24 protein-coding genes and 1 tRNA gene are annotated in these 25,978 nt (G+C 70.0%); 16 read left to right on the forward strand and 9 right to left on the reverse strand.

Annotated features, from left to right (window positions below; all coding sequences use genetic code 11):
* Positions 1-127: 127 nt before the first annotated feature.
* Both ACFV9G_RS00005 and sepH read right to left on the reverse strand, forming a co-directional pair.
* Positions 128-1,810, reverse strand: coding sequence for an alkaline phosphatase D family protein (locus ACFV9G_RS00005; RefSeq protein WP_378723540.1), 1,683 nt, complete (start codon positions 1,808-1,810; stop codon positions 128-130).
* Positions 1,811-1,968: 158 nt separating this feature from the next.
* Positions 1,969-3,297, reverse strand: a complete 1,329-nt coding sequence (sepH, locus tag ACFV9G_RS00010) for a septation protein SepH (protein ID WP_378723542.1) — start codon at positions 3,295-3,297, stop codon at positions 1,969-1,971.
* Here sepH and ACFV9G_RS00015 point away from each other — a divergent pair.
* Both ACFV9G_RS00015 and ACFV9G_RS00020 read left to right on the forward strand, forming a co-directional pair.
* The gene (locus ACFV9G_RS00015) at positions 3,200-3,829 is read left to right on the forward strand and encodes a trimeric intracellular cation channel family protein (protein ID WP_378723545.1); all 630 of its coding nucleotides are present in this window, start codon (positions 3,200-3,202) and stop codon (positions 3,827-3,829) included. The two genes, sepH and ACFV9G_RS00015, sit on opposite strands and share 98 nt — an antisense overlap.
* An 87-nt stretch (positions 3,830-3,916) precedes the next feature.
* Positions 3,917-4,570, forward strand: a complete 654-nt coding sequence (locus tag ACFV9G_RS00020) for a DUF3159 domain-containing protein (protein WP_378723547.1) — start codon at positions 3,917-3,919, stop codon at positions 4,568-4,570.
* Here ACFV9G_RS00020 and ACFV9G_RS00025 read toward each other — a convergent pair.
* On the reverse strand, positions 4,552-5,421 hold the full coding sequence (locus tag ACFV9G_RS00025) for a LysR family transcriptional regulator (protein WP_378723549.1): 870 nt from the start codon (positions 5,419-5,421) through the stop codon (positions 4,552-4,554). The genes ACFV9G_RS00020 and ACFV9G_RS00025 overlap by 19 nt on opposite strands.
* Positions 5,422-5,521: 100 nt before the next feature.
* Here ACFV9G_RS00025 and ACFV9G_RS00030 point away from each other — a divergent pair, with 100 nt between their 5' ends.
* Entirely contained in the window at positions 5,522-5,875 is a 354-nt protein-coding gene (locus tag ACFV9G_RS00030; RefSeq protein ID WP_378723552.1) for a nuclear transport factor 2 family protein, read from the forward strand.
* Here the strand turns inward: ACFV9G_RS00030 and ACFV9G_RS00035 are convergent.
* Positions 5,872-6,684, reverse strand: a complete 813-nt coding sequence (locus ACFV9G_RS00035; RefSeq protein ID WP_378723554.1) for an alpha/beta fold hydrolase — start codon at positions 6,682-6,684, stop codon at positions 5,872-5,874. The two genes, ACFV9G_RS00030 and ACFV9G_RS00035, sit on opposite strands and share 4 nt — an antisense overlap.
* Before the next feature lie 109 nt (positions 6,685-6,793).
* Between ACFV9G_RS00035 and ACFV9G_RS00040 the strand changes: the two genes are divergently transcribed.
* From ACFV9G_RS00040 to ACFV9G_RS00050, 3 genes are all read left to right on the forward strand, one after another.
* A tRNA-Val gene (locus ACFV9G_RS00040) sits at positions 6,794-6,865 on the forward strand.
* 262 nt (positions 6,866-7,127) lie between these two features.
* Entirely contained in the window at positions 7,128-7,589 is a 462-nt protein-coding gene (locus ACFV9G_RS00045; RefSeq protein ID WP_378723556.1) for a hypothetical protein, read from the forward strand.
* Positions 7,579-9,282: a M48 family metalloprotease gene (locus ACFV9G_RS00050; protein WP_378723558.1), complete on the forward strand. Its 1,704-nt coding sequence runs from the start codon at positions 7,579-7,581 to the stop codon at positions 9,280-9,282. Before ACFV9G_RS00045 ends, ACFV9G_RS00050 begins: the two co-directional genes overlap by 11 nt.
* A 67-nt stretch (positions 9,283-9,349) precedes the next feature.
* Here the strand turns inward: ACFV9G_RS00050 and ACFV9G_RS00055 are convergent, their stop codons facing one another.
* The 4 genes from ACFV9G_RS00055 to ACFV9G_RS00070 form a co-directional block, all read right to left on the reverse strand.
* Positions 9,350-11,116, reverse strand: a complete 1,767-nt coding sequence (locus ACFV9G_RS00055) for an ABC transporter ATP-binding protein (RefSeq protein WP_378723560.1) — start codon at positions 11,114-11,116, stop codon at positions 9,350-9,352.
* A complete protein-coding gene (locus tag ACFV9G_RS00060) occupies positions 11,113-12,705 on the reverse strand; it encodes an ABC transporter transmembrane domain-containing protein (protein ID WP_378723562.1) in 1,593 nt (530 codons plus the stop codon). The genes ACFV9G_RS00055 and ACFV9G_RS00060 overlap by 4 nt, the downstream gene beginning before the upstream one ends.
* A gap of 95 nt (positions 12,706-12,800) precedes the next feature.
* Complete coding sequence (locus ACFV9G_RS00065) at positions 12,801-13,334, reverse strand: cupin domain-containing protein (protein ID WP_378723564.1); 534 nt, start codon at positions 13,332-13,334, stop codon at positions 12,801-12,803.
* On the reverse strand, positions 13,334-14,233 hold the full coding sequence (locus ACFV9G_RS00070; protein ID WP_378723566.1) for a LysR family transcriptional regulator: 900 nt from the start codon (positions 14,231-14,233) through the stop codon (positions 13,334-13,336). Before ACFV9G_RS00070 ends, ACFV9G_RS00065 begins: the two co-directional genes overlap by 1 nt.
* A gap of 165 nt (positions 14,234-14,398) precedes the next feature.
* Between ACFV9G_RS00070 and ACFV9G_RS00075 the strand changes: the two genes are divergently transcribed.
* The 9 genes from ACFV9G_RS00075 to ACFV9G_RS00115 all read left to right on the forward strand — a co-directional run bounded on the left by ACFV9G_RS00075 (position 14,399) and on the right by ACFV9G_RS00115 (position 23,796).
* Positions 14,399-15,745 (forward strand): LLM class flavin-dependent oxidoreductase, encoded by a 1,347-nt coding sequence (locus tag ACFV9G_RS00075; RefSeq protein WP_378723569.1) that lies wholly within the window; start codon positions 14,399-14,401, stop codon positions 15,743-15,745.
* Between the two features lie 66 nt (positions 15,746-15,811).
* On the forward strand, positions 15,812-17,389 hold the full coding sequence (locus tag ACFV9G_RS00080; protein ID WP_378723570.1) for an ABC transporter substrate-binding protein: 1,578 nt from the start codon (positions 15,812-15,814) through the stop codon (positions 17,387-17,389).
* Entirely contained in the window at positions 17,386-18,414 is a 1,029-nt protein-coding gene (locus tag ACFV9G_RS00085; RefSeq protein WP_378723572.1) for an ABC transporter permease, read from the forward strand. The genes ACFV9G_RS00080 and ACFV9G_RS00085 overlap by 4 nt, the downstream gene beginning before the upstream one ends.
* On the forward strand, positions 18,411-19,289 hold the full coding sequence (locus ACFV9G_RS00090) for an ABC transporter permease (protein WP_378723574.1): 879 nt from the start codon (positions 18,411-18,413) through the stop codon (positions 19,287-19,289). Before ACFV9G_RS00085 ends, ACFV9G_RS00090 begins: the two co-directional genes overlap by 4 nt.
* Positions 19,276-20,331 (forward strand): ABC transporter ATP-binding protein, encoded by a 1,056-nt coding sequence (locus ACFV9G_RS00095; protein WP_378723577.1) that lies wholly within the window; start codon positions 19,276-19,278, stop codon positions 20,329-20,331. Before ACFV9G_RS00090 ends, ACFV9G_RS00095 begins: the two co-directional genes overlap by 14 nt.
* Positions 20,328-21,383 (forward strand): ABC transporter ATP-binding protein, encoded by a 1,056-nt coding sequence (locus ACFV9G_RS00100; RefSeq protein WP_378723580.1) that lies wholly within the window; start codon positions 20,328-20,330, stop codon positions 21,381-21,383. The genes ACFV9G_RS00095 and ACFV9G_RS00100 overlap by 4 nt, the downstream gene beginning before the upstream one ends.
* Positions 21,384-21,397: 14 nt before the next feature.
* Positions 21,398-22,522 (forward strand): LLM class flavin-dependent oxidoreductase, encoded by a 1,125-nt coding sequence (locus ACFV9G_RS00105; RefSeq protein ID WP_378723582.1) that lies wholly within the window; start codon positions 21,398-21,400, stop codon positions 22,520-22,522.
* 36 nt (positions 22,523-22,558) lie between these two features.
* Positions 22,559-23,296 (forward strand): alpha/beta hydrolase, encoded by a 738-nt coding sequence (locus tag ACFV9G_RS00110; protein WP_378723584.1) that lies wholly within the window; start codon positions 22,559-22,561, stop codon positions 23,294-23,296.
* Positions 23,293-23,796: a flavin reductase family protein gene (locus ACFV9G_RS00115; protein WP_378723586.1), complete on the forward strand. Its 504-nt coding sequence runs from the start codon at positions 23,293-23,295 to the stop codon at positions 23,794-23,796. The genes ACFV9G_RS00110 and ACFV9G_RS00115 overlap by 4 nt, the downstream gene beginning before the upstream one ends.
* A gap of 31 nt (positions 23,797-23,827) precedes the next feature.
* On the opposite strand, the gene ACFV9G_RS00120 is transcribed toward ACFV9G_RS00115, so the two are convergent.
* The gene (locus ACFV9G_RS00120; protein ID WP_378723589.1) at positions 23,828-25,336 is read right to left on the reverse strand and encodes an aminobutyraldehyde dehydrogenase; all 1,509 of its coding nucleotides are present in this window, start codon (positions 25,334-25,336) and stop codon (positions 23,828-23,830) included.
* A 346-nt stretch (positions 25,337-25,682) separates the two neighbouring features.
* Between ACFV9G_RS00120 and ACFV9G_RS00125 the strand changes: the two genes are divergently transcribed.
* Positions 25,683-25,886, forward strand: a complete 204-nt coding sequence (locus ACFV9G_RS00125; protein WP_165108803.1) for a cold-shock protein — start codon at positions 25,683-25,685, stop codon at positions 25,884-25,886.
* Positions 25,887-25,978: the final 92 nt, after the last annotated feature.

A 25,978-nucleotide genomic window follows, 5' to 3' on the forward strand; every position in this document is an offset into this window, starting at 1 on the left:
GGTCCCCTCGAGCGCGGACGGGACCGTGTTGGTCTCGACACGCTCGGCCGCAGGCGGCCTCGCGGCTCGACCAGCGGTGGCTCCGGCGGCTCGACCAGCGGTGGCTTCGCGGCTCGACCAGCGGTGGTCAGCGGTTGAGCGTCGGCATGGGCACGTCGGCGTACCTCGTTCCGACCGGGGTGCTCTGGGTGTCGAGCTGGACGCCGGGGCGGCCGTTCTCGACGACATAGGTCGCGCGGGTGGAGACCGGGGCGCCCGGACGCTGGACGTACGGCACGACCCGGAAGTCGCTGGAGAGCTCCTCGGGCGTGACCGTGACACGGACGTAGCCGCGCTGGCTGTTGAAGAACTTCAGGTGGTCGTTGGCCCGCAGCAGGGTCTCGCCGCCGGTGGTCATGTCGGCGCCGTCGCCGCCGCTGGCGATCGAGGTGCCGACGAACTCGCTGCCGACGACGGCCGACTCGGGGTCGTCGTAGTCGGCCAGCAGGTTGCTGGCGTAGTTGTGGTGCCGGTCGCCGGTGATGACGACGAGGTTCTCGACCCCGCTGGTCCGGGCGCCCGCCAGGAGCCGGTTGCGGTTGGCGATGTAGCCGTCCCACGGGTCCATGTAGAGGGTCTTCTTCTCGGTCTCGTCGAGGTCGGTCTCGGCCATCGGTGCCTGATTGGCGAGCACCTGCCAGCGGGCGGTCGACCGGCGCCAGTTGCGCTGGAGCCACCTCTCCTGGTCGAGGCCCATCATCGAGCGCGACGGGTCGTAGATGTCCGGCGTCAGCTCCGGGGAGGCGGGGTCGGAACCGTCGCCGTAGGCCTGGTCGTCGCGGTACTGCCGGGTGTCGAGCACGTTGAAGTCGACCAGGTCGCCGTAGCGCAGGTGCCGGTAGATCTGCATGTCCGGCCCCTCCGGCAGCGCGCTCGCCCGGAACGGCAGGTGCTCGTAGTAGGCCTGGAACGCGGCCGTACGTCGCGGCATCCACAGCTCGCCCTGGGACTGGCTCCGCTCCTCGGGGGTCTCGTCGGCCCAGTTGTTCTCGACCTCGTGGTCGTCGGGTGCGACCACGAACGCGTGGGACTGGTGGGCGGCCATCAGGTCCGGGTCGGACTTGTAGAGGCCGTACTGCAGGCGGTAGCGCGCCAGGTCGAGCGTCTCCCCGGCGACGGCGGGGTCGACGGTGGTCTTGCGCCAGTTGTTCTCGGGCGTGACGCCGGACTCGTACAGGTAGTCGCCCAGATGGAAGACGACATCGACGTCCTCGTCGGCCAGATGCCGGTAGGCGGTGTAGAAGCCGTGGCTGTAGAGCGCGCAGGAGGCGAAGGCGAAGCTCATCTGCGAGAGCGAGGAGCCGTACGCCGGGGCGGTCCGCGTGTGGCCGGTCTGGCTGACCTCGCCGGCGGCCAGGAAGCGGTACCAGTAGTCGCGGCCGGGACGCAGGCCCCAGACCTCGGGGTGGACCGAGTGGCCGAAGTTCGGGGTCGCGGTGACGGTTCCGGCCTTCACGACCTTGCGGAAGCGGGGGTCCTCCGCGATCTGCCAGCGGACCTTGACCGGCTCCTGCGGCATGCCGCCCAGGCCATCGGCGGCCAGCGGTTCGGGGGCGAGGCGGGTCCAGAGGACGACGGAGTTGGGGAGCGGGTCGCCGGAGGCGACGCCCATGGTGAACGGGTATCCGGAGAGCGACGTGGCGCCCTTGACGGATACCGCGTCGGCGGGGATCGAGCCGGTGCCGAGCAGCATGGCTGCGGATGCGGCGAAGCCGGTCGTGGCTGTGCTGGAGAGGAGGGAGCGTCGGCTCAGCGAGTCGGGCAGGAGCATCGGGGGGCCTCCGAGAAGGGTGGAAGTGCTTGCCTCCACTCACTTCATCGGGGGCGCGTGAACTGCGCCCGACCCGTTACCGACTCTGTCGGGTCGGGTCGCCGACGGAACACGGACCGGCCGATGGCCGGTCCGTGAACGGGTTCACACCAGTCGGTTCACTCCGACTTGCCGCCGCCGAACATGATCTCGTCCCAGCTCGGGACCGAGGCGCGCTTGCGGCGCGCGGACGACTTCTTGGCCGGCTTCGGCTGAGCCTCGTCGGCCTGCTCGGGCTCGGCAGGTGCCTCGGCGGCCGCGGGCTCGATGACCGTCGGCTCGGGCTCGGGCTCGGGCTCGGGCGGGATCGGAGCCTGCTTGTCGGTCGGCGTCTCCGCACCCAGGAACGCCTCGAGCGGGGTGTCGACATCGACCTGAGCCGTCTTGGCCGGCTTGGGCTCCTTGACCGCCTTGGGAGCCGGGGGAGGAGTGACCGGAGCCGGTGCCTCGACGGGCGGGACCGACGCTGCCGGAGCCTGTGCGGCCGGGGTCGACGGGGTCGAGCTCTGGGCGCGGCGACGCCGGGCGGCGAGCATGTCGTCGGTGATCGGCTCGGGCTCGGGCGCCGGGGCCTCGAGCTTCTCGCCGGTCAGCCAACGGGCGTCGTCGTTATCGATCTCGACGAAGTTGCCGGGGGCGTCGTAGGTCAGCTCGGCGATGCCGGAGCGCTCGGGAGTCTCGTACTCGCCGGTGAGCTTCCAACGCCCGTCAGGACGCCGGTAGGAGTCCCAGTTGACCGACTCGGGGTCGACGTACATCGTCTGGAAGTGGGCGCTGACCGCCTCGCCCAGGGTGCGGGCGGTGCTCGCGGCCTCACCGGGCCGACGGCGCACGGAAGCCTGCTGGGCGCGCTGTGCCATGTGCTCGCGCTCGGCGAGGACGGGACCGGCGAAGGCCAAGATCTTCTCGACCGTGGTGCCGGCGACAGCGGCGACCTCCTCGGCACTCTCGCCCGAACGGATACGGGTCTGAATGTCACGGGGCCGCAGGCTGCTGCTCGGGGTCTTGTTCACGGTTTGCTCCGATCGGCGGGTCGACACAGCCTCGAGTGCTGCACGGAGACGGTCGTCGATGTCGGCGGTGTATTCATGGTCCTCGTCGTCGACGAGAAGCATGCGTAAACCATCGTCACTGACCGAGATGAGCCGCAGAAGGACGGGACCAGCCTCATCCGGAGCCTGCTCTTCGAGCTGGCCCGGAGTCAGGGGCAATCCTTCGGCTGACATCCTCTTCTCAATTCTAGATACGGTTGTGACGACCCTACGCCACAGACCTGCATCGTATTGGGTGGCCGTGCGGCGTGGCCGTGGCATTTGGGGTTTTTGGGACGAACGAGGTGACCATTTGCAGGTGGAACAGACGCTGACCCTCCTTGTGCTCGACCTGGTCGGGTGCTTCGTCTTCGCGCTCTCGGGTGGCCTGATGGCGGTCCGCAAGGAGCTCGACATCTTCGGCGTCGTCGTCCTGGCCTGCGTCACCGGCCTCGGCGGCGGGATCATCCGGGACATGTCGATCGGTGCGACGCCGGTCGCCGCGCTCGCCGACTGGCGCTATCTCGTGGTGCCGATGGTCGCGGGTCTGCTCTCGTTCTACTTCCACCCGGCGCTGGGTCGGCTCGGGCCGCTGATCAACGTCTTCGACGCCCTCGGCCTGGGGCTGTTCGTCATCGCCGGTGCGGTCAAGGCGCTCGACTTCGGGCTCTCGCCGCTCTCCGCGGCGATGATGGGACTGGCCACCGGCGTGGGCGGCGGCGTGCTCCGCGACGTGCTCGCCGGTCAGGTGCCGATCATCCTGCGCCGCAGCGTCTTCTACGCCATCCCCGCCTTCGCAGGTGCGGCGATCGTGGCCTTCGGGCTGTTCCTCGCCCTGCCGCAGCCGCTGGTGATGGCCGCCGCCTTCGTCGTCTGCGCCGGCTGGCGGCTGCTGGCGATGTGGCAGCACTGGGAAGCGCCGTTGCCGCGAGGCTCCGCGTCGGTCTGAGATCTCGCCTACGGTATTCGGTCGACCCGAAGGGTGAACGCTGCGCCGGGGTCGCGGCTCCTTGCAGGTAAGGCTAGCCTTACTCACGTGACGACGACCGACCGCCGCAACGACGACGCCGAGACGCTCGCCGACCTCCTGGGAGGCGCGCGAGGTGCGATCGACGCCACCGTCCCGCCGGTCGCGTTCGTGGCCGGCTGGCTGGTCAGCGGAGAGCTGTGGATCGCGACCGTGGTGGCGCTCGGGCTGGCCGCGATCGTGGCGCTCTGGCAGTGGCGCAAGGGCCGCAAGCCGCGCGCCGTGCTGCTGGGCGTGGCCGGGGTCGCGATCGCGGCGATGATCGCGCTGCGTACGGGGCGGGCGGAGGACTTCTTCGTGGTCCAGCTCGCTGCCAACGCCGCCAGCGCCCTGGTCTGGGTCGTCAGCATCGCGTTCCGCCGGCCGCTGCTGGGGGTCGTCGTCGGCCTCATCCTGCGCCAGCGCGGGGCCTGGCGACGCGACCCGGCGCTGCTGCGCGGCTACTCGCTGGCGAGCTGGGTCTGGGTCTGTCAGTACGTCATCCGGGTCGCCGTCTTCGGCCCGTTGTGGTGGTCCGGCGACGTGCTCGCACTGGCGATCGCCCGGGTCGCGCTCAGCTGGCCGCTGGTCGCGCTGTGCCTGCTGGTGAGCTGGGTCGTCCTGCGGCGCTCGCTGCCCGAGGACCACCCCGGGCTGCGCCACCCTCAGGTCAGCGCGGCCTGAAGCAGGTCGTGGATCCGCCGGGTGGCGCGCTGCTGATCGCCTTCGCGGACCACGAGCGCGAGACCGGCCCGCACCTCCGCGTCCACGATCCGGGTCGCGACCAGCTCGGTCCCGGCCGCCATCGACTCGGCCAGCACGCAGACCCCCAGCCCGCGCGCGGTGAGCCCGAGCAGCGTCTCCGGGTTGGACCCGGACAGGTCGACCTTCGGCGCCACGCCCGCCAGCGCGCAGGACTGCTCCAGAGCGGTCCGTACGCCCGTGCCCGGCGGGATGCAGAGCACCGTCTCCTCATGCAGGTCGGCGAGCCGTGGCCGGGCGCCGGCGAGGCGATGACCGGGCAACGTGATCACCGCGAGCCGCTCGTCGCTGACGGACTCCGTGGCCAGGCCGTCGATGACGGGTCCCGCGTGCGAGATCAGGCCCAGGTCGAGCTCGCCGGCCAGCGTACGTCGTTGGAGGCGGTCCGAGGTGTCCTCGACGAGCTCGACGGTGACGCCCGGATGCTCCCGGTGGAAGGCCGCGACGGCGTCGAGGAAGCCGGGGATCGTGCAGCCGGCGATCATCCCGAGGCGTACGTGACCGTGGATCAGGTCGTTCAGCTCGTCGGCGCTCTGCCGTACGCCCTCGATCGCCCGGATCGCGTCGCGGGCGCGGGGGAGGAGCGTCTGGCCGGCGCGAGTCAGACGTACGTTGCGGGGGCCCCGGACGAGCAGGTCGTGGCCGAGCTCACGCTCGAGCTTGGCCAGCTGGGCGCTGATGCCCGACTGGCTGACGTGGAGGCGCTGCGCCGCGGCCGTGAACGAGCCGTGGTCGACGACGGCGACGAAGTAGCGGAGCTGTCCGATCTCCATAATCATTGATGCTAGCAACCAGCAGAACTATCTGTTTGAGTGTTCGCTGGATCCGGGTCAGGCTGGGTGGTGAAAGCCGAACCGACCTGAGGAGATCCCGATGACCGCATCCGCTGCCGAGCTCGCCGAGGCGTACTTCACCTCCTGGCAGGACCGCGACTTCACCCGCCTGCGCTCGCTGCTGGCCGACGAGGTGAGCTTCGCCGGCCCGCTCGCCACGATCGAGGGCGCCGACGGGTGCGTCGCCGGTCTCGAGGGCATGGCGCAGGTGCTCGACAAGATCGAGGTGAGGGAGCGGCTCGCCGACGGGCCGAGCGTGATCACCTGGTTCGACCTGCACACCACCGTCGCCGACCCCGCTCCCACCGCCAACTGGATGCGCGTCGAGGACGGGCTGATCACCGAGATCCGGGTCGTCTTCGACCCGCGCGGGATCCTCGCCGCTCGCGGCTAGGCCGTCTGGGCGCGCTGCTCGGCGTCCCGCTGGCCCCGGGCGGTCTCGCGGATGACCTCGGCCACCAGATCGGGGTCGTCGTTCATCGGTACGTGGCCGCAGCTCGCCAGCCACCGGTGGGTCGCGTGCGGAAGCCGCCGCTCGGCCACGATGGCCTGGTAGGGGAGGAGAGTGAGGTCGCGGGAGGCCCAGGCGACGGTGGTGGGAACGTCGCTCCGCTTCGCCCCCGGATAGCGGTAGGCGCTGGTGAAGAACGTCTTGATCCCCTCGCGCGAGGCGACCATGTTGGCCGTGTCGGCGGCCGCCGTCGCCGCGTCGATCCGGTCGGGGTGCGCGAAGAAGCAGCCCATCGCGACCGTACGCGCCACCTTCGACCGCAGCACTGTCCCGGCCACCGGCGCCAGCGGTCGCGCGACCGCCTGGATCCCGGCGAACAGACCCCGGACGTAGAGGTAGTCGAGATCGTTCACCCAGAAGCCGGCGGGGGAGAGCGCCGTCACCGACCGTGCGTGCCCCGCGTCGGCCATCTCCAGCGCGAGCAGCCCGCCGAGGCTGTTGCCGACCACATGCGGCCGCTCGATCCCGAGCTCCTCTCGAAGCTCGTTCAGCTCGTGGGACACCGCCTCCCGCACCGTACGCCCCGCCAGCTCGAACGCCGGCGACTCACCATGCCCCGGCAGATCGACCGTGATCACCTCGAACTCCCCGGCCAGCCGCTCCACCACCGGTGCCCACGCCTGCCTGCGGTGTGCGATGCCGTGGAGCAGCAGCAGCGGCTCCCCGCTACCGGTCCGTTCGTACGCGAGCATCCTCGCTCCTTCGGTCGCTCCGGGTGTCGCCCGGTGGCCGCGAGCCTACGTCCCGGCATGTCCCGAATGTGGGTCCCGCGAGCGCATGCGCTAATGTTTCACCCGCAACGCGTGATTGGCGCAGTGGTAGCGCACTTCGTTCACACCGAAGGGGTCACTGGTTCGAACCCAGTATCACGCACAAGCGAAACCGGCCTCTGACCAGGCAGTTTACCTGGTCGGAGGCCGGTTTCTTCCTGTCTCCTCGAATGTTTGTTCGAACGCGCCTGACAGAGTGCTTGGCCTCCTCGGCGGTCTGGTTGCTGGCTGGGACGGTGGGGGCGGGTGCTGCTCGATGGGTCCGAGAGATCGGGATCTGTTCTCCTGGGTTGTGGTTTCACGCCTGTCGATGTCCGCGATCCAGTAGGGTCCGGATGCCGCTCGAGCGAGGAACGGAGCCACCCATGTCGGCCCACACCGACCAAGTCGATGCCCTCTCACGTGCCGTCCTTCAGAAGGTCTCCCCGGACGAGGTCGCCCACCTCGAGCTGGTCACCAGCTCTTTCCACGCGACGCGCCGGCGACAACGGCGCAGCGACAAAGTGGATCCGCTGGCCTTCGGCATCGAGGCTGCGGTCACGGCGCTGGCGCCGATCGTCGTCATGATCTGCGCGAAAGTGCTCGAGGGTCTGGCTGAGGAATACACCGACCGGACGGCTCGGCGTGCGCTGACCTGGATCAAGCGTCGTCGCCGACCTGATGACGCAGTGGCAGGTCCGTTCTCCGCCGAGGCGCTCGAGAACGTCGAGGAGGAGGCCCGCCGCAGCGCGCTCGCTTCCGGGGTGGACGACGAGACGGCCTCCGTCATCGCCAAGAGCCTGATCGCTGAGCTGCGAGGTGCGAACCAGACAGGCGATGAGCGATAGGGCCTCGGCGGACTCGGTAGGGTCGCGCCCCGAGCGCGACCCGTTCCGTTACCCTTCCGGCACCACGGTGCGGTTCGGCGTCCTTGTGCTGAGCGCTGTCTCGCTCGGCGTACCAGCGATCTCCCATCGGTTGGCAAGCCTTCCGGTTCTTCTGCGTGGCGAGTTCGTCGCCCTCGCGACTCGGAACCACCAGATCCACGACTGCCACGCGCGGCTGTATCAGAACGGCGAGGGCGATTCCGGCGCCTTCGCGGCGTGCGGTGAGGCGTCAACTGTGCCGCTGTGGGCCTTCGGCGTAGCGCTGACCGGTTTCGTGGTGGCCGTGCTGGCGGTCTACTGGCTGATGCCGGCGATCCGGGTACGGCGCCGAGGCTACGTCGCGATTCCGTACGCCGACCTGCGAGACGAGCTCGACCGATTGCGCGCGGTGGCTGGGGTGGGCCACGAGATCCACTGGTTGATCGATCCGGCCGATCCGCGCCCTGGGGCGTTGGCCTTCGGCAGGGTCGGACGCCGCTACATCATGCTCAGCGGGGGCGCCGTCGCGCTGCTCGCCCAGCGGCCGGCGGCCTTCCGCACGATCGTCCTTCACGAGTTGGCCCATCTGCGGAACCGCGACGTCGACCTCGCCTACCTCGCCATCGCCGTCTGGCGGGTGACCGTGCCGATCGCTGTTCTCGAGGCGTTCGAATCCGTGTCGGGACCGCTGCTCTACAGCAGCAACCCCGGCCAGTTCATCGCCGGATCGGTGGGTGCGATCCAGACAGCTCTGCTCATCCTCACGGTCCCACTGCTTCGCAACGGACTCCTGCGCACCCGCGAGCTTTACGCCGACGCGAGGGTACGCATCTGGACCAGCAACGACGAGGTCGACGACTTCTTCTCGACCCACGCCGCTGCCGGACCGGGCAGTCGCAGGCGCCGTACCGCATTGTCGACACACCCGGACCTCGGTGTTCGACGCGCTGCTCTCTGGGACGACTCCCGACTCTTTCAGGTGCGGTTCGCGGAGGCCCTCGTCACCGGACTCGTCTTCGGAATCTTCTACACGCAGATCGTCAGGGTCAGCGACCTTCGCCCGAACTCGGAGGCGACCACCTGGTCCTTCATCGCGGTCAGGGTCATCGCCGTCCTCCTCGTCGGAGTCTGGAGCATCGCAGCTCTGCGTGCCCTCCAGGTTTCTCCTGCCGATCAGCGTGGTCGAGCCATGGTCCGCTCCGCCGTCGGCCTCGGGCTCGGTTGGTCGCTGGGGGCCGGCGTCCTCAACCTGGACATCGCCTGGAACCTCTACAACGTGAAGTTCGGTGCCATCGGTCTGTGTTGCTGGATCCTGGCGAGCGTGGGCTTCGCCGTGGTCGGATCCCGCTACGTGCACTCCGCGATCCGGACCTGGTTCCACCCGGACGATGATGTTCGCTCTCGCGGCGCCTGGCTGGGACGGTCCGCGATCGCTCTGGGGCTGGTCCTCGTCGTGAGCGGTGTCCTCGCGCCCCACTCGATCTCGGAGCTGGCCACGATCACCTTCGCGTATGCCTTCCCCGGGCACTCGGTGTTCTACCTTCTGGAGGGGCCGATCTTTGTGCTGTGCAACCTGTTTGTAGTCTGGCTCACCTGGCGTTCTGTCGCGCTCGGCCTCGCCGCGTGGTTCGTCCTGCTGATCGTGAAAACCGTCCGCGCCGTCGGACCGAGGTAGTCCCAGACGTCCCGGCCTGTTACCGCTGGGCGGGCTCGAACGTCTGGGATCACCTCGGCGGATGCCTTCAATCGCCGCGGCCGGAGTCGTAGGCGGTCCACATCTGGGCGTAGATGCCGTCGGCCGCCAACAGCTCCTCGTGCGTGCCGGTCTCGGTGATCCGTCCGTCGGCCATGACCAGGACGCGGTCGGCGTGCTGCGCCTGCTGGAGACGGTGGGCGATGACGAGCCCCGTGCGTCCCGCGAGCACAGCCGCGGCGGCGGACTCGAGGCGGGCGGCGCCGCGGCTGCCGGACTCGGCGGTGGCTTCGTCGAGGACAAGCACGGCGGGGTCGGCGAGCGCGGCACGGGCGAGCGCCACCTGCGCGACCTGCTCGGCGGTGAGCGCGTGGCCGAGCTCGCCGACGGAGGTGTGGATGCCTTCGGGCAGCGCCGCGACCCACTCGTCCGCACCCACCAGGCCCAACGCCATCGAGACGTCCTCGTCGGTGGCGTCCGCTCGGCCGAGGCGTACGTCGTCGACGAGCGGCCCCGCGAAGACGTGCACCTCTTGGGAGACCAGGACGACCGGGCGGGGGTGCGTGCGGGCGTACCGCTCGATCGGGCTTCCGCCGACGGACACGGCGCCCTCGTCGGGGTCGGTCAGGCCCGCGAGGATCGTCGCGAGCGTCGACTTTCCGGCGCCGCTGGGGCCGACGAGCGCGATCTGCTCGCCAGGGGCGACCTCGATGGAGACCTCGTGGAGGACCTCGTGGTCGCCGTAGCGGTGGGTGATCCGGTGGCCGTCGATCCTGCCGGCGGGCTTCTCGGCGACGGGAGGCACCGCCTCCAGGCCGCTGCCGGCCTCGATGACGCCGATCATCCGCTGCAGGCTCGCGGCGGCGGACTGCATCTCGTCGAAGCTGAAGATGATCAGGCCGAGCGGGTTGAAGAGCCGGTGGAAGTAGAGCGCGGCGGCGGTCACCGCGCCCACGGTCGCCGCCTCGGTCGAGACCAGCACGAAGCCGGTGGCGATGATCGCGCCGAGCCCGACGGCCTCGGCGATGTTCATCCACTTGCCCCATCCGGTGGCGAACCACAGTACGTCGCGCGACAGCTTCCGCGCGCGGTCGGAGGCGGCGGTGATCGTTGCGACGTGGGCGTCCTCGGCGCCGTAGGCGTGCACGGTCTGGCGGCCGTCCAGGGACGAGACGAGTGCCTCGGCGCGGTCGCCGAAAGCGGCGCGCTCGGCGCTGTAGCGCGGGGCGGCGCGGGGGAGGTACCAACGCAGGGACAGTACGTAGACCGGGATCGAGGCGAGGCCGGCCAGCGCCAGCCACGGGTTGAGCGCACCGAGGCCGGCGATCGTCAGGACGACCGTCAGGGCCGCGCCGACCCAGGGTGCCAGCAGGCTCGCGATCACCTCGCTGACGACGCCGACGTCGTCGCCCACCCGGCTGGCGAGGTCGCCGCGCCCGGCCTCCTCGAGCTGTCCGGGTGGCAGCCGCAGCGCGGTGGAGACGACGTCCTCGCGCATCTGGGCGAGGACACGCTGTCCGACCCGGGCGACGAGCGCGGCACTGACCGCGGTGAGCACGGCGCTGAGTGCACCGGCCCCGGCGACCCAGGCCGCGAGAGTGATGATCTCGCTCCTCTCGCCACCGCTCAGGACTGCGTCGACCATGAGCCCGATCGCCCACGGGGCGACCAGGCCGGAGAGCGCGGCGGCCGCGGCCAGCGCGATCGTCGTGGCGGTGAGCGCCCGATGGGATCGGACGTAGCGCCGCAGGGCCTGGCGTACCTCGCCCGCGGTGGCCAGCGGGAGGCGTGCGTGCTGCGGTTCGGTGGCGGTCATCCGAGGATCCTCGTGCGGTAGCTGTCGTGGCTCGCGAGCAGTTCGTGGTGGGTGCCGTCGATCGGCTCGTCGTCGGCGCGGAGGATGATCACGCGGTCGGTCCTCGCCAGCAGCACCGGGCTGCTGGTGACCACCACGGTCGTACGCTCCGGCTGAGCGGCGCCGTGGCGCAGCTCTCGGATCCCGTCGGCGATCAGGTTCTCGGTCATCGAGTCGACCGCGGTCGTCGGCTCGACCAGCACGAGCACCTCGGGGTCGGTGTGCAGGGCCCGAGCGAGCGCGAGCCGCTGACGCTGGCCGCCCGAGAGGGTCAGCCCGCGGTCGCGGAGACGTTCGTCGAGACCCGTGGGCTGGGCGTCGATGAACTCGCGGGCCCCGGCAGCGTCGACCGCGTCACTGGGGTCGGCGCCGGAGTCCGCGCGTCCGAGGGCGAGGTTCTCCGCGATGGATCCCGCGAAGAGGTCGGCCCGGTGTGGCTCGACGTGCATCCGGGTCCCGTCGGGGGAACGCAGCGCCGCCGCGACCCGGTCCAGGTCGCCCGGCTCGGCGACGATCCCGACGAACTCACCGGGCTTGAGGTCGATCCGGCTGTCCTCCGAGGGCTGCACGACAGCGGGCGTCGGCGACTCGGCCAGCACCGCGCCCATCCGGCCCGCGCTCGCCTTGGCCGAGGCGCCCACCTGCAGGTAGAGACCGATCGCGGTCAACGGCTCGGCGATGAACTGGGCGGCGCCGACGGCGGCCACGAACGCGCCGACGGTGATCGCGCCGTCGAGCGCGAGCAGGCCGGCGACGCCGACGGAGACGGCGAGGACGATGGTCCCGGCGAGCACGCTCGCACCTTGTTGCAGCGACTTCGCCGTGCCGGCGCGGATCCCCGCGACCTCGGCCGCGTGGCTGACCATCCGGTAGCGGGCGGTCGCGTTGTCCTGGGCTCCGAGGCCGTGCAGGACCCGCAGCCCTGCCATCAGGTCGGTCGCCAGCGCGGAGGCACCGGCCAGGCTCTCCTGCTGGGCTCCGACCCGACGGGAGATCAGCGGCGAGAGCGCGTTGAGAGCCAGGGTGACCACGACCGCGGTAGCGATCAGGATTGCGCCGAGCCGCAGGTCGATGCTCAGCAGTACGCCGCAGCTGACCGCGAGCGCCGCGCTCGCGCCGACGATCCCGGAGACCCAGATGATGCTGTCCGCCGACTGGTCGGCGTCGGAGGAGGCGATCACCAGCAGCTCCCCGTGCTTGCGCCGGCTCGCGCCAGGAGTCAGGACCTTCCTGGCGAGCTCGGCGCGCAGCGCGTGGCTCTCGTCGATCACCGCCCCCTGCGCGAGCCGCGCGAACCAGCGATAGCACATCGTGAGGACCGTGAAGAGCAGGGCGATGCCAGCCAGGCTGAGCGTCAGCATGGGCACGCTCCCGCTGACCACGGCCGCGTCGATGGCCAGACCGATGGCGACCGGGACGAGGGCCTCGCACGACTGGTGCCCGACGAGACACAGGGCCGAGCCGACGACCCGGGGCCGCTGTCGCCTGAGGATCTCGCGGCGGAGCGGCTCCCGCTTCGTAGTGCTGGGGAGGGGGACGGACGTGACCATCGAGGCCTTTCTGAGGAGGACGCGCGTCCAGGTTAGCCTCACCTAAGTAATGCGCATGCCTCGGCGGCGATGCCGTCTCTCTCGAGAGACGCCCCCTAGCGCGGTCCGTCCTCGGTGAGGCGTACCTCGGACCAGTCGAGCCCGTCGAGGTTGACGACGATCGCCTCCTGGGTGGTGCGGGCGATCACGACGACGGCCTCGGCGTCCGGGTCGGGGTTCTCCTCGCGGTGGGGGACCCACGGCGGGACGAAGATGTAGTCGCCGGGGTTGGTCTCCACGCGCGTCTCGACGGGCTCGTCGCCCTCGACGTCGAGGAAGACGAAGACCGGGTTCCCGGAGACGATGTAGATCGCGGTCTCGGAGGCGCCGTGGTGGTGGTTGGCCGAGGAGGTCGAGGCCGGGACGTGGGTCTGGCCCATCCACAGGTTCTTCGCGCCGACGGTCTTTCCGCTGACCGCCTCGAGGCGTCTCATCCCCGAGGTCTGACCGGTCTGGTCGACCAGACCGGACGGTGCGATGTGGTGGAGGTGCCGGTGGAACGGGTCGATCTCGGCGGGGACCAGGACGCCGCTGGGGGTCCGGATGTGCTCTCCGTCCGAGGATCCGGCGGGTAGGTGAATCGCGGGCATCAGGCTCCCTTGGCGAGTGTGAGGACGGTGTCGTTCCTGGGTGTGGTGAGCAGTGGCCGGAGGACGGAGGCGACCTGCGTCGCCGTCTCCTTGGGTAGCCCCGGGCGGGCGCAGACGTAGAGGGGGAGCGGGTCGGGAGGTGGCAGGTCCGTCACCGGGGTCAGGCCGTCGGGAACCTCTCCCAGCGTAGCCATGAGCGCTACCCCGAGGCCGGCGCCGACTGCCGCCTGAACGCCTGCCAGCTGGAAGGCCTCGGCGCCGATGGCCGCCGGGATCGAGTGCTCGGCGAGCGTGTCGAGCGCTCGGCTCCGGAGCGCGCACGGTTCGTCGAAGGCGACGACTGGGACCGGCGCTGAGGGTGCGGGACGCCGCCAGGCGGGGGAGGCGAACCAGGCGAGAGTCAGGTCGCCCACGTAGAGGGCCTTGGCGTCGTCGGCCTGCTGGAGAATAAGGGCCAGGTCGATGCTCCCGGAGGCAAGGCCGTCGCGCAGCTTGTTTCCTCGGTCGATACGGAACCGGAAGTCCCGCTTCGGTACGGACTGCGCCAGCGCCGTGGACAGATCGGGGAGGAGCTGCGCAGCGGCGTGCTCGGTCGACCCGATGCTGATCGTCCTGGGGTCACCGTCGCTGCCGCCGGGGAGGAACCTCGCCACGGTCTCGTCGTGCAACATGATGATGCGGCGCGCCTGTGTCAGGAGCAGCTCTCCGTCGGTGGTGAACCTGGATCCGCGGCCATGGCGCTCGACCAGCGGGGCACCGACCACCGACTCCAGGCGGCGTACGTGCTGGCTGACCGCGCTCTGGGTCAGGTGCAGTGCGGTCGCGGCGCGCTGGAATCCGCCGAAGTCCGCGACAGCGACGAGGCTGCGCAGCGGGGCGATGTCCAGATTCCGACTCATGTCGATCAGACTAATACACAATTGATGAGCGTTCGTGATGGTTCAACATCGTGGAACGTCGTTGGACCCGGCGCCTTTTGTCTATCAAACTCATAGACATAAGGCTCTCTGGGAGAGGGCCGCCGCGGCCGGCATCAGGCCGCGGTCGACCACCAGGGAGGCAGCATGTCCCGACGCACGATCAAGCTCGGCGCCGTTCCGTACGGCACCGGCGGCCCGGGCCAGCACCGGCTCTGGCTCGACCCGGAGATCCCCGGTGATGCGAGCGTTGACATCGACTGGTTCATCCAGACCGCCAAGCTCGCCGAACAGGGCCGCTTCGACCTGATGTTCATCGTGGACAGCCAGTTCATCACCCCGCACAGCCCGCCCCACTACCTCAACCGGCTCGAACCTCTCACCCTGCTGTCCGCGGTGGCCACCCACACACGCCATCTCGGCCTGGTCGGCACCGCGACCACGAGCTTCAACAGCCCGTTCAACCTGGTGCGCCGCTTCGCGTCCCTCGACCTGATCAGCCACGGTCGCGCCGGCTGGAACGTGGTCACCACCGGTGACGCGGGCACCGCGACCAACTACGGACTCGACGAGCACTACGACTACGACACCCGCTACGGCCGCGCCCAGGAGTACGTCGAGCTCGCCCGAGCACTGTGGGACTCCTACGAGGACGACGCGTTCGTACGCGACCGTGAGACCGCGACCTTCCTGGACCCGGCCAAGCAGCACGTCCTGAACCACGAGGGCACCTACTTCGACGTCGCCGGCCCGCTCAACCTGCAGCGCAGCCCGCAGGGTCATCCGGTCATCTTCCAGGCCGGCGACTCCGACCAAGGACGCAACCTGGGCGCCTCGGTGGGGGAGGGGATCTTCACCCACGCCCCTGATCTCCCCAGCGGCCAGGCTTTCTACGACGACCTCAAGACGCGGGCGAAGAGCTTCGGTCGTGATCCGGAGGAGCTGGTGATCATGCCGGGCGTGAAGGTGGTCGTCGGCGACACCGACGAGGAGGCCCGGGAGATCGAAGCCTCGAACCACGAGCGTGACCACGGTTTCGAGGAGGCGCTGGCCGAGTTCGGGCGGCCCTTCGGATGGCACGACTTCCGCCAGTACGACCTCGATGCCCCGTTCCCGGTCCAGGCGCTCGAGCACGGTGAGCGGTCCTTCTTCACCCAGGCCACGAAGACCACCCAGCGTGCGGTCGAGAACGGTTGGACGCTTCGGCAGACCGTGGAGGCCACCCGGGTGTTCCGTAAGTCCGAGTTCGTCGGCAGCCCCGAGACCGTCGCCACGAAGCTGCAGGAGTGGTGGGAGGCGCGGGCCTGCGACGGCTTCAACATCGGCGTCGATCACCCCGCCAACTTCCGGCGGATCGTGGAGGAGGTCATCCCGATCCTCGCCGAGCGGGGCGTCTTCCGTCGCGAGTACGAAGCCACCACCCTGCGCGGGAATCTCGGCCTGCCGATCCCGGAGAACCGCCACACGGTCGCTCGCCGCGCTCAGGCGAGATGACCACGACGCGCTCGGGCGCCACGACACGTACCTGACCGTCAGACACACAGGAAGATCGATCACCCCATGGCCAACAAGGCACTCACCCGGACCGACCACCCGCTCGCATCGTCCCCGACCTCGACCCCCGCTGTCGCCCTGACCCGGCGCGGCCTGCTCGGGATCAGCCTCGGAGCCGCGGCCGCTTTCGCGCTGGGGGCCTGTGGGTCCGAGGCCGGCGCCGGCGTCTCCGGCGGACGGCTCACCTGGGCCTGGCAGCTGCCCACGACCTGGGACCCGGTGACCTCCTCGGCCGGCTCGGACGTACAGATGCTGGCTCTCGTCTACGAAGGCATCACGGGGTTGGACGAGAAGGGGAACCCGGTGCCGTGGCTGGCCGAGAAGTGGACGTACGACCCGACCGGCACCCAGGTGACGTTCACGCTGAAGGAGGGGCTGAAGTTCAGCGACGGCACCCCGCTGGATGCCACCGCGGTGGCCAAGTCCGTCGAGCGCGGCCGGACCGCGGACGGCTCGCTGATCGCACCGCAGATGATCGGGATCACCAAGGTGACCGCCTCCGGCGACCTCGACGTGGTGCTCGACCTGGCCGAGGTCGACTACCAGATCCCCGCGCTGTTCGCGGGCAAGACCGGGATGGTCGTCAACCCGGCCGCCTTCGAGAAGGATCCCGCGGCCTTGGCCACCGCACCGGCCGGGTCGGGTCCGTTCACCCTGACCACCTTCGTCGAGAACGACCATGCCGAGCTGGTGAAGAACACACACTTCCAGCTCGCCGACCAGATCCAGGTCGACGAGTTCCACCTCTACCCCCAGCCCGACCCGGCCACCGCCGTCGCCTCGGTCCAGTCCGGCCAGTACAACGTCGCCCGGATCTCCGGAGCCCAGGTCGAGCAGGCCGAACAGGCCGGCCTCGACGTCCAGATCCTCGACTCGATGTTCGTCTCGTGCCTGGACGTACATGCCGGGATGAAGCCCTTCGACGACCCCGCGGTCGTCGACGCGCTCAAGTACGGCATCGACCGCGAGAAGATCAAGAAGGTCGCCAACTTCGACATCGGCGACGTCAACTACCAGCCCTTCCCGAAGGGGTACGTCGGCTACAACCCCGAGCTCGAGGGCATCTACGAGTACGACCCCGAGAAGGCCAAGCAGGTCCTCGCGGACGCCGGCCACACCGGCACCGTCAAGGGCGAGTTCACCAGCGCACAGCCCGTGGCCGCCGTCGAGCTGATCCAGGCCCAGCTCAAGGAGGTCGGGATCGAGCTCACGATCAAGTCGATCCCGGCGACCCAGCACACCCAGCTGGTCTACATCGAGCACTCCCAGGCGCTCACCTACGACGGTTTCGCCGGTCGGGAGTCGCCGGTGCAGGCGTTCCAGGTCCTCTTCGGCAAGGAAGGGCTGATGAACCCCAGCCGCCGCACCGACCCCGCCCTGGAGGCGCAGCTCAAGAAGGTCCGGGCGACGCCGACCGACGACCCCACCTACCCGTCGATCCTGCAGGAGGCGATGAAGATCGCGATCACCAGCTTCCCCAACACCTTCCTCTACAACGCTCCGCGGATCATCGTCCGCAAGAAGGTCTCCGAGCTGCCCGCCTCGCCCAGCCTGCAGCGGTTCGAGGGCGTGAAGACCTCGTGAGCGTGGCCCAGGCCACGAACCCGGTCGTGGCGCGGCCGGCAGCCGATGCGGTCGGGAGCTGGGTGCGGCGGATCCTCAACCTGGTGGCGATCACCGCGGCGGTTCTGCTGCTGGCCTCGGTGATCACCTTCGCGCTCGGGGCGATGGCGAAGACCAACCCGGCTGCCGCGGTGCTCGGTGAGACCGCCACCGAGGCCGACATCGCCAGGCTCGACCATCAGTTCGGTCTGGACCGGCCGCTCGTGGTCCAGTACGCCGACTGGCTCGGCTCCGCGGTGCAAGGTGATCTCGGGGTCTCCTGGTTCACCACCGTCCCGGTCTCCGACAGCATCGCCCAGGCGCTCCCCGTCGATCTGTCGATCGCGCTGCTCGCGATCGTGCTGGCGATCCTGATCGGAGGAGCCGCCGGGATCGGCGCGGCCCTGAGCAACGGCGGGATCTTCGACCGAACGGTCACCATCGTCTGCTCGCTGCTCGGCACCTTGCCGCCATTCGTGATCGGGATGGCCCTGATCGTGGTCTTCGCGGTCAAGGCCGAGCTGCTCCCGGCCGGTGGGTACGTCCCGATCCAGGAGAACCCTGCCGAATGGCTCCGCTTCGCGATCCTTCCTTCGTTCGCGCTCAGTCTCGACGTGGCCGCCTCGATCGCCCGGCAGCTGCGCACCTCGCTGGTCGGGGCGCTGCGGGAGAACTACGCGATCGGTGCGCAGATGCGCGGCTTCGGCCGCAGGCGAGTCCTCTTCGGCCACGTTCTCCGCAACGCGGCTGCTCCTGCCCTGGCCGTCATCGGCCTCGCGATCCCGCTGGTCATCGGCGGCGCCGTGATGACCGAGAAGCTCTTCGGGCTGCCGGGCATCGCCCAGCTGGCGTTGCAGGCCTCGGAGAAGGGGGACGTGCCGGTCGTTCTCGGCACTCTCCTGGTCACCGCCGTCGTCGTGGTCCTGGCGAGCCTGGTCGTCAACGTCGCCCAGACCGCTCTCGACCCGGCCTCGCGCCGTGAGCCGGCGAAGGGTGGTCTCGCATGAGGACTCTCGAGGCTCTGTGGGCGCAACCCGCCAGCCGCTTCGCCTTCGCCGTCCTGAGCGTGATCGCATTCCTGGTCGTCTTCGGTGGTGCCGTCGCTCCGTACGACCCGCTGCGGCAGTTCAGCGACGAGGTCCTCCAAGGACCCTCCGGCAAGCACCTGCTCGGCACCGACTATGTCGGCCGCGACGTCCTCTCCCGGCTCATCGCCGGGACCCGGCTCTCCGTGGTCGGGGCCCTGGAGGCGGTGGTGATCGCCGCGGTCCTGGGCGTCCCGTCCGGGCTGGCGTCGGCGTGGATGGGCCGGATCGGCGAGTGGGTCTCGCTGCGGGTCGCCGACACCCTGATGATCCTGCCGTTCACCGTCTTCGCGATCGCCGTCGCCGGCACCATCGGCAACGGTCTGCAGCAGGCCATGGTCGCGGTCGGGGTGCTGATCAGCCCGATGTTCTTCAGGGTCACCCGGGCGGTGGCGCTCGGTCTGAGAAGGACCCAGTACGTCGAGGCGGCCGAGCTGATGGGCGCCACCCAGTGGTGGACGCTGCGCAAGCACATCTGGAGCAAGGTGCTTCCCAACGTCGCCGTGGCCGCGGCGCACGCCACCGGCGCCAGCCTGCTCGTGGTCGCGTCGCTCTCGTTCCTCGGGATCGGAGTGCAGCCACCTGCACCGACCTGGGGCGGGATGCTCTCGGCAGACCTCGGCTACCTCGCCCAGCAGAGCTGGGCTCCGATCTTCCCGGCGCTGCTCATGATGGCGACCGTCGGCTCCCTCAACATCCTGGCCGACGGCATCCGCGACGCCGGAGCCCCGCGCCGCCGCCGGCCGGGCCTCGTCGCCAGGCTCCACCGGAAGGAGACCACCGATGTCGCAGCCTGAGCACGACGCGTACGCCACCGGCCCTCGCACCCTCGAGGTCGAGGACCTGCACGTCAGCGTCGGTGACGACCTCGTCGCCGTACGTGGCGTCTCCTTCCAGCTCCGCCGTGGCGAGGCCGTCGGCCTGGTCGGTGAGTCCGGGAGCGGCAAGACACTCACCTGCCGAGCCGTCCTCGGGCTGCTGCCGGAGACCGGCGAGGTCGACCGCGGGTCCATCGTGCTCGGTGGGCGCGACGACCGGGTCGACCTCATCGCGGCGGGCCGCACCGTCTGGGACCGCGTCCGCGGGTCCCGGATCGGCGCCGTCTTCCAGGACCCCGGCTCCTATCTCAACCCCAGCATCACCGTCGGCCGCCAGCTCGTCGAGCAGCTCCGCGTGCGCGGAGGCCTCGGCAGGACCGAGGCCCGTGAGCGAGCGGTCGGCCTGTTCACGGAGGTCGGTCTCCACGATCCCGCCGGCGTCTTCCACCTGTACCCGCACCAGCTCTCGGGCGGCATGCTCCAACGCGTCCTGATCGCCATCGCGATCTCCTGCGAGCCCGAGCTGCTCATCGCCGACGAGGCCACGACCGCCCTCGACGTCGTGATCCAGGCCGAGATCCTCGAGCTCGTCGCCCGGCTGCGTCGCGACCATGAGCTCTCCGTGCTCCTGGTCACGCACGACCTCGCGGTGGTCGCCGAGACCTGCGACCGGATCCTGGTCATGTACGGCGGCGAGATCGTCGAGTCCGGCCCGACCGAGGAGGTGCTCGCCGACCCGCGGCACCCCTACACCCGGGCGCTGCTCGCGGTCGCCACCATCGGGGACTGGACGCGTCGCACACTCGAGGTCATCCCCGGCCAACCGCCCTCGGCGGGGGAGGAGATGCCGGGTTGCCGATTCGCGCCGCGCTGCCGCTACGCCACCCAGGCGTGCGTCAGCGCCCCGGTCGCGACGACCGAGATCGGCCCGGGGCGCAGCGCTCGCTGCGTACGTCTCGACGAGCTGGACACCGAGCCCGGTGCCGTTCTCGTCCAGGACCGGATCGAGGCCACCGCATGAGCGCACCGCTGCTGCGCATCACCGACCTCTCGGTCAGCTACGCGCTCCCACGCCGAGGCACCGGACTCGGCACCGGGGCCGCGCTGCGCGAGGTCAGCCTCGACGTACGCGCCGGCGAGATCCTCGGGATCGTGGGGGAGACCGGATCCGGCAAGACCACCCTGGCCAGAGCCACGGTCGGCCTGGTCACGCCTGCCACCGGCACCATCACCTTCGACGGTGTCGACATCGGCGGTCTCAAAGGATCCGCGCTGCGTGGCTTCCGCCGGAGCGGGCAGATCCAGCTCGTCTTCCAGGACCCGCTGCGTTCTCTCGACCCCGATCTCACCGTCGATCAGCTCGTCTCCGAGCCGCTCGCCATCGCCGGGGTACCCCGCAGCGAGCAACGCGTCAGGGTCGAGGAGGCCATCGGGCTCGTCGGCCTCGACCCGAGCACCGTCCACGACCGGCTCCCGCGCCAGCTCTCCGGCGGCCAGCGGCAACGCATCGCGCTCGCCCGCGCGATCGTCACCCGCCCCCAGCTGCTCTTCTGCGACGAACCGGTCAGTGCGCTGGACGTCTCCAACCGGAACCTCGTCCTCAGCCTGCTCGACCGGCTACGCCGCGAGCTCGGCCTCGCGGTCGTGATCATCGCTCATGACCTGTCCTCGCTGGCCGGCGTCGCGGACCGGATCGCGGTGTTCTACCGCAGCCGTCTGGTCGAGAGCGGACCGGTCGAGGAGGTCCTGACCAGGCCGGCGCACCCCTACACCGCGCTGCTGACCGCGTCCGCGCCCTCGGTCGCCCACGAGGCCCGGTTCCGGCCGGCCGATCTCCGCCTCGAACAGGGCGCCGAGCCACCGAGGGCCGGTCCGGACAGCTGTGTGTTCCTGGCCCGATGCCGGTTCGCCCACGACGCCTGCCACCAGCAGCCGCTCACGACGCCGCTTCCCGGCCCCACCGAACGCACCGCCGAACGCACAGTCGCCTGTCACGCCGCCACCACGTGGCCCAGCCAGATCCCCACCACCTCCACCCCCACAGTCGCAGACCAACCGGCAGCTGCCGGCTGACGAAAGGACCGAGCATGACCTACGACGACGTCGAGATCCTCGGCATGATCGGCACCGCCGACGCCTCCGAGATCCGCCCGTCCGACGGGACCGTCATCGACCCCGACTACACCGCCCGCTTCGCCAAGGCACACGAGGACGGCGGCTTCGACCGCGTGCTCATCGGATATGGCTCCGGCTGGTCCGAAGGGACCCAGGTGGCCGCGTACGCAGCCGCCCACACCGAGCGGCTGGGCCTGCTCATCGCTCACCGGCCCGGGGTGGTCCACCCGACCCTGGCCTCGCGGACCTTCACGACGCTGGACCAGTTCACCCAGGGCCGGGTCGCGCTCAACATCGTGACCGGGAGCAGCAACGTCGAGCAGCGGCGCGAGGGCGACTACGTTCCCCACGACGAGCGATACGCCCGCACCGACGAGTACCTCCGGATCCTCCGGGCCTCCTGGGACACCAAGGGTCCGCGGGACTTCGACGGCACCTACTACCGCTTCGAGGGGTTCACCCCGCAGGTCTTCCCCTACGCCGACCGCCACCTGGAGCTCTTCTTCGGCGGCAGCTCGCCCGCTGCGTACGGCGTCGGGGCCGAGCACGCGGACACCTACATGCTCTGGGGAGAGCCGCTGAAGCAGACCGGCGAGCAGATCGCGACCATCACCGAGAAGGCCACCGCCGCCGGACGTACGCAGCGCCCCCGGGTCTCGGTCTCCTTCCGGCCGATCCTCGGCAGGACCGACGAGGAGGCCTGGGAGCGCGCTCACCGCATCCTGGATGCGATCAACGGCGAGGTCGGCGCCCAGTTCAAGCAGAAGGTCAACAAGCTTCACCCGCAGGGTTCGGCCCCGGAGAACGCGGGGTCCCAGCGGTTGCTCGCCGTTGCCGAGACGGGCGACCTTCACGACCGCTGCCTGTGGACCCCCACCACCACAGCGGTCGGTGGTGGCGGCAACTCGACCGCCCTGGTCGGCTCACCGGAGACCGTGGCCGCCGCGATCCTCGACTACGTCGAGATCGGCGTGAACACCGTCCTCATCCGTGGCTACGACCCGCTCCAGGACGCCATCGACTACGGCCGCGACCTGCTCCCGCTGGTCCGCCAGGAACTCGCGCACCGTGCGGCCCGACCGAGCGTCGCGGTCTGATCCGAGTCTGACCCGAACCACCGATTGGAGCACCACATGACCATCATCTCCGAGGCCGGCACCGCGAGCGGCTGGGACGAGCCGCCCGGTGGTACGCCACGCGGCACCCTGATCCTGCTGACCGGACGTGGTGAGACCGCGGCCACCTACCAGCGCTTCGGCAGGCGGATCTCCGCCGATGCCTACAAAGTACGTCTCGTCGAAGCCGACCTGGACGACGTGAGCGCAGCGCGCGCCGAGATCGAGCAGCACCTGGCTGATGTGGCCCTGCCCGGACCGAAGGTCCTGGTCGGCAGCGACACGGGTGCCACCCTGGCCGCGCTGGTGGTCGACCAGGTCGCCGCCGATGCCGCGGTCATCGCCGGCATCGTGCTGCCCGAGTCCGCGGCCATCGACGGCTGGGAGGAGGAGATCGACGCCAGGAGCGCATGCCCCGTGCACCGCCAGGTGATCGGACAGGACGGTGCCTTCGGCCGAGGGACCTTGGCCACCGGCCTCGGCGCCGAATGGTCCGACCTGACCCTCCCTGTCCCCGACAAGCCGGTGCTGGTCGTGCACGGTGATGCTGATCCGGTCACCCCGGTCGAGCAGGTCACCGAGGCGTACGGTGAGGCGCCCGGCGTCCGCCGCCGTCTCGTCGCCGGTGGGCGCCACGACATCCTCAACGACCTCTCGCACCGGTCGGTCGCCGCCACGATCATCCTCTTTCTGGAGTCCCTCAAGCTCGGCAGCGACCTGCCCGCCATCGTCTACGAGGCGGACGAACCGGCATGACAGCCCTGCGGACGAACCAGGACCTGGACCCTGCTGCCCTCCGTCAGGCGTTCGGCGTCTTCCCCACCGGGGTGGTCGCCGTCGCCGCGGAGGTCGACGGAGCGCTGACGGGTCTGGCCGCCAGCTCCTTCACCAGCGTGAGTCTCGATCCGCCGCTGATCTCGTTCTCGGTCGCCACGACATCGAAGACCTGGCCCGACCTGCGTCGCTCCTCGCATCTGGGTGTCAGCGTGCTCGCCGACCATCACGACGAGGTCTGCCGTCAGCTCGCCGGGCCGGTCGATCACCGCTTCGACGGGATCGCCCTGAGCATCTCCGAGAACGGTGCGGTCGTCCTGGACGAGGGGGTGGCGCAGTTCGACTGCACCGTCTACCGCGAGGTCGAGGCAGGTGACCACATCATCGTGCTCCTGCAGCTGCATGCCGTCACCGACCCCGGCACCGGCAACCCCCTCGTCTTTCACCGCAGCGGATTCGGGAGACTCGCAGACACGGCCTGATGCAGGAGTGCCACGGTGCCCGCGGGCGGCGTCAGGAGCGGGCGTGGTTGTGCATGACGTGCTTGGTGCGGGAGTAGTCGTCGAGGGCGTAGATGGACAGGTCGCGGCCGTAGCCGGACCCCTTGAAGCCGCCCCAGGGGACCTCGTTGGCCAGGACGAGGTGGGCGTTGACCCACACCGTGCCGGCGTCGAGCCTGCGGGCGACGTCGTGGCCACGTCGGCCGCTCTCGGTCCAGACCGAGGCGGAGAGGCCGAGCGGGGTGTCGTTCGCGCGGCGGATCGCCTCGTCCTCGGTGGAGAACGTCTCGACGGTCACGACGGGCCCGAAGATCTCGTCCCGGACGCACTCGGCCCCCTCGGGTACGTCGACCAAGACCGTCGGTGCGATGAAGTAGCCGGGCCCGTCGAGGGCGGCGCCGCCTACGGTGGCGCGGACACCCTCCTGGGCCGCACGCGAGAGGAAGCCGGTGACCCGGTCGTAGTGCGCCTTGGAGACCAGCGGGCCGATCTCGACGGCGTCGTCCGCGCCTGGCCGGCCGACGACGATCTCTCGGACCTGCGCGGTGAAGAAGGCGACGAACTCGTCGGCGACCGACTCCTCGACCAGGACCCGGCACGCCGCGCCGCACTCCTGTCCGGAGTTGTAGAAGCCGGCGACGCGCAGCGCCTCGGCGGTCGCCTTCAGGTCGGCGTCGGCGAAGACGACGACGGGTGCCTTGCCGCCGAGCTCGAGGTGTACGCGCTTGAGGCTCTCGGCCGCACCGCGTGCCACCGCGCGTCCGCTGCCGACCGATCCGGTCAGGGCGACCATGTCGACCTCCGGGTGCGCGGTCAGGCCGGCACCGACCACGGGGCCGAGGCCGGTGACGACGTTGAGGACGCCCGCGGGGACGATGTCGGCCAGCAGCTCGGCGAGCTTCAGCGTGGACAGCGGGGTCTGCTCCGAGGGCTTGATGACCAGCGTGTTGCCGGCCGCCAGGATCGGCGCGATCTTCCAGGCCGCCATGAGCAGCGGGTAGTTCCACGGGGTCACGACCCCGACCACGCCGATCGGCTCGCGCAGGATGAGGGAGAGGTGGTCCGCGGCGTACTCTCCGGCAGCCATCGAGGTCGTCGCCCGCAGGGCGCCCGCCATGAAGCGGAACGTGTCGACGGTGCCGTCGACGTCGTCCTGGGAGACCGAGAGGGGCTTGCCCGTGTTGGCGGACTCGAGGCGTACGAGGACCTCGGCGTGCTCGGCGATCCGGTCGGCGATCCGGTGGAGCATCTCCGAGCGGGCCTTGGGGAGGAGCGCACCCCACGCCGGCTGGGCGGCCCGCGCGGCGGCGACCGCGCGCTCGACGTCGTCCGCGGTGCCGTTCGCCACCTGGGTGATGACACGCTCGGTCGAGGGGTCCACGACGTCGGTCGTGTCGGCCGCGTCCGACGTCACGAACGAGCCGTCGATGAAGTGTCCGGCCGGCGGGAGGTCCGCGGGAGTGAGCAGGCTGTCGCCGGTGGCACGCTGGACGGTGGCGGGCTTCAGGTCGGTCAGAGTCATCGGATCTCTTTCGTCGTCGGGGAGTGGGGCTGATCACACCGTAGATTGTGATCACAGATCACACAATCGGGTGTCCAGGTACCGGGAGAACCCGGATCTCGAGCTCGAGGAGTCGGTGCGGGTCTGATCCGCCGGGCCGACGATCTCGCCGAAACCACATGCCCGCGTCTGATGGAGTACCGTGAGTGATGTTGAAGGGACGGCTCTGCAAGTCGTCCTGGCCGCACACGATGTCGCGGCTTGTATCTCTTACTCCTGGTTTTCGGTTCGCTGGACATCAGCACAGATGGATGTCTTCAGCGGCCCGGGGCACAGTGTCCCGGGCACCGAACAAAAGGAAAAGATCATGGCTCAGGGCACCGTCAAGTGGTTCAACGCTGACAAGGGCTTCGGCTTCATCGCGCAGGACGGCGGCGGCGAGGACGTGTTCGTTCACTTCTCCGCCATCCAGACCAACGGTTACAAGTCGCTCGACGAGAACCAGAAGGTCGAGTTCGACGTCACGCAGGGCCCCAAGGGCCCGCAGGCCGAGAACGTCCGCGTCTCCTGATTTTCAACGGAGGGGGGCGACCGCCGCAGCGGTCGATGGCCGCCCAGGGGGTGGGGGGGCAAAGCGGGGGGGGCGCCCAAGAAACACATGGG

The sequence above is a fragment of the Nocardioides sp. NPDC059952 genome, from assembly GCF_042730435.1.
Classification (GTDB): domain Bacteria; phylum Actinomycetota; class Actinomycetes; order Propionibacteriales; family Nocardioidaceae; genus Nocardioides.